Source organism: Cupriavidus sp. SK-4 (assembly GCF_000611125.1).
GTDB lineage: Bacteria > Pseudomonadota > Gammaproteobacteria > Burkholderiales > Burkholderiaceae > Cupriavidus > Cupriavidus necator.
Genome location: NZ_JFJW01000066.1, coordinates 41,029 through 44,784, shown reverse-complemented (window position 1 = coordinate 44,784; position 3,756 = coordinate 41,029). Strand labels below are relative to the sequence as shown.

The following is a 3,756-nucleotide window of genomic DNA, read 5'->3' as shown; positions in this document are numbered from 1 at the left end:
GGCGGCCAGCCGCTAGGGGTGTGCTTCTGCCAGCCGTCGTCGGTGTGCTGGTACACCGAGCCGTCATGGCCGGCATACACGTTGCCGTTGTTCCACACCACCGCATTGTTCTTGTCCGGATTGGCGACAAAGCCACGGCTGCCGGCAGTGTGCTGGCCGGTCTGCGTATTGCCGGCAATGCCCGCCTCGGCCGCGCCGACGCGGCCGGTCTGCGCGTTGTAGCCCGCCGCCTGGCGGCCGGCGGCATAGTTGCCGGTGTAGGTGTTGCCGGCCACGCCGCCGCGCGCAGCGCCCTCGCGCCCGGTCGACGGATTGGCGAACGAACCCTGGCGCCCGGCCGCATAGTTGCCGGAATAGGGATTGAACGCCGCACCGCGGCTGCCCTGGTAGCGCGCCCCGGTGGCCGGGTTGTAGCCGGCGCCGGCGGTGCCGCGCCATTCGGTGCCGGTCCAGGCGTTCCAGCCCTGGGCGTGGGTCACGGTGCCCTGGCCCCAGCGGCCGTAGAAATTGGCCTGGTTCACGTTGACGTAGTTCCAGTTGTACGCGCCACCCCACCAATAAGGGCCCCAGTACGGCGACGCCGCGCCCCAGAACGCACCCAAGCCGAAGCCGAAGGCAAAGCCCTCGGCCGTGCCGATGCCAAAGCCGGCGCCATAGCCATAGGTGACCGGGTAGCCGTAGTAGACCGCGCCCACATAGGGCGGATAGACATAGCCGGTGCCGTACATCACCGTGCCGTCGGCGCTGACCACCACGCCCATGTAGCCGGGGGTGTAGCCCACCACCACCGTCTCCGGCGTGACCGAGTAGATGCGCACGTAGGTCACGTAGTACACCGGCGAAGTCGGCGGGATGGTGTAGATCGCCGACGGCACTTCGGTGGCCACGTGCCACGGACCGGACGGCGCCGGCGCGGTGAACCAGACGCCGTTGGCGACCGCGTAGTAGTGGCCGCTGTCGACCTCGATCACCGGCGTGCCGCTATTGACCGCGTAGCTGAGCGAGGTGCCGGTGATCGGCGTGAAGCGCGGCGCGCCGTCATACGCCACCGCCAGGCTGGCCTTGCTGCGCGACACCGTGGCGGTCTGTGGAATGGCTGCGGCGATCTCGGCCTCGCGTGCCTGCGGCGTGCCGGGCACCGAGACCAGCACATTGGCCTTGGGGTCGGTCGCCGGGATTTTGGCGAAATCTGCCGGCAGCTGGCTGCCGGGCACGTACTCCCACGGCCCGGTCAGCATCGGCGCGCGGAACCAACGGCCCGAGACCAGCACGTAATACTGGTTGGCGGCCGGATCGACAAAGACCGCGTGGTCGGCGTTGGACATCGTCAGCAGGCTGACGCCGCTGACTGGCGTCATCTGCGGCGCGCCGCTGGTCATGACCAGCTCGGTCGGCTGCGTGGCAAAGAGGATCGCCGGCGCCCTGGCCGGCCGCTTGCCGTCGGCCGGCAGCATCGTATCGGGCTTTATGCCGGCCGCCGCCTTGGTGGCCGCGCTCTCCAGCGCCTTGGGCACGGTCGTCATCACTTCCCAGGCGCCGCCGGCCGATTCGGAGCGATACCAGTAGCCGGCCGCCTTCAGGTGCAGCTCGCCACCGGATTCGCGCAGCAGCAGCGCGCGGCTGTTCAGCGCCCGTTCGTACTGCGTGCCCGGCACGGCGCGCCAGGCCGGCTCGCCGTCGACCAGCACCAGCAGCGTCGGCGTGGTGGCAAAAAGGATCTGGGGCGCGTCATTGCGCACCGCCACACGGCCAGCCTTGGCCAGTTGCTGCGATACCGCGTAGCTGGCCTGCAGCTGGTCCAGCGGCACCGTCAGTCCGTTGGCCGGCAGGCGCGACACCAGCGCCTGGCGCACCCGGTCGGCGGCGTCGGGCCGGGTCGGGACTTCGACGCTGTCCACCGTGATCCGGGTCAGCTGCACCAGCCCGGAAGGCTTGTCGATATCGCCGGTGGCCGAGAAATACACCACGCCGTAGGTCGGCGAACCCGATTTCTCGCCCACCGCCACCGCCGCGCGCCCGGACAGCCGGTTGCCGTCCCAGGTCTCGATCTGGGGCTGGTACAGCTCCACGTGATCGTTGGCGGCGTCAAAGTTGCGCGGCCAGCTCAGGGCAGCCGCGGCTGGCTTGGCCGGCGTGGCGGCGTGCGGGCTGAGCGGGGCGAGTGCAAGCCACGCCGCGGCGATCAGGGCGCTGGTCTGCTTCAGGCGAAAAGACATGGGTTTCTCCGGGAGGAAGCCGCCTGCGCCGGCGGGCCGGCACCGCGGGCACGATGCTGCACAACAGGCGGCCCTTCCCGCGAATCTAAATTAGGCCGCAAAGGCGAACAATCTGATTCGAAAACATTCAGGATCTGCCAGAAAAAAGACAGATCAGCCGGCCTCGACAGCGGCCTTCATACAAGAAGGAGTCGGGGCGGCGGGCCGCCATGTCAAGCCGCAATGCGCCGTTGCGACGCGCGCGGGCGAGGCGGGTGTGCATCTTGCTTGGCCTGATGCCACCCCATCGCCCCTTGAAGCCGCCCCCCGCGGCCTCATCTTCAAAGACTCCCCCTGGCCCCCGCCCCCATGCCTCCACGCACCACCATCCTGACCGCCGCCCTCGTGACAGCCCTGCTGCACGGCTATATCGGGCTGCGCCTGCTGCCGGCGATGCCGGTGCCGATGGCGGTCAAGGCATTGGCCGTCGCCTGGCTGGCCCTCTCCTGCGCCCTGCTGCCGGCCGGGCTGCTGGCGCGGCGCGTCAGCCAGCCCTGGTCGGACCTGGTTTCCTGGATCGGCATGCTCGCAATGGGATTCTTCTCATCCCTGCTGGTGCTGACGCTGGTACGCGACGTGGCACTGGCGGCGGCCTGGCTGGCGGAACGGCTCCTCGGCTGGCACGCGCCCGGCCTGTCCGCGGGCAGTGCCGTGGCGGTGCCGCTGCTGGCGCTGCTGGTCACGCTGGCCGGCTATATCAATGCCCGCCGGCTGGCGTGCGTGGTCGAAGTCGACGTGCCCGTGGCCGGCCTGCCTGACGCCCTGCACGGTTTCACCATCGCCCAGATCAGCGACATCCATGTCGGGCCCACCATCAAGCGGCCCTACCTCGACCGCATCGTCGACCGCGTCAACAGCCTGCAGGCCGACGCCGTCGCCATCACCGGCGACCTGGTCGACGGCACCGTGCGCGAACTGTCCGCCCACACCGCGCCGCTGGCCCGGCTGCAGGCGCGCCACGGCACCTACTTCGTCACCGGCAACCATGAGTACTACTCCGGCGCGGAGCCGTGGATCATTGAGCTGCGCCGCCTGGGCGTGCGCGTGCTGATGAACGAACACGTGGTGCTGCAGCACGACGGCGACGCGCTGGTACTCGGCGGCGTGACCGACTACTCCGCCGGCCGCTTCCACGAAAGCCACCGCAGCGACCCGCACCGCGCCATCGCCGGCGCCCCGGCACACGCCGGCGCGCGCGTGCTGCTGGCCCACCAGCCACGCACCGCTGCCGCCGCGGCGGAAGCCGGTTTCGACCTGCAGNGTTGTCCGGCCATACCCACGGCGGCCAGTTCTGGCCGTGGAACCTGTTCGTGCCGATGCAGCAGCCATACACCGCCGGACTGGTGCGGCATGGTTCGCTGTGGATCTATATCAGCCGTGGCACCGGGTATTGGGGACCGCCGAAGCGGTTTGGGGCGCCGTCGGAGATTACGCGGGTTAGGCTGGTGCGGGCGTAGGCATGATTGCCGCTGAGGCGAAGCAAAAAGCCCCGCTCAACTGA

1 protein-coding gene and 1 pseudogene are annotated in these 3,756 nt (G+C 69.6%); one reads left to right on the top strand and one right to left on the bottom strand.

Annotated elements, in window-relative coordinates; translation table 11 throughout:
• A partial coding sequence (locus tag CF68_RS13945; protein ID WP_235205768.1) for a carbohydrate-binding family V/XII occupies positions 1-2,216 on the bottom strand: 2,216 nt, incomplete at its 3' end.
• Between the two features lie 348 nt (positions 2,217-2,564).
• Here CF68_RS13945 and CF68_RS13940 point away from each other — a divergent pair.
• A pseudogene (locus tag CF68_RS13940) lies at positions 2,565-3,712 on the top strand (metallophosphoesterase).
• Positions 3,713-3,756 lie beyond the last annotated feature (44 nt).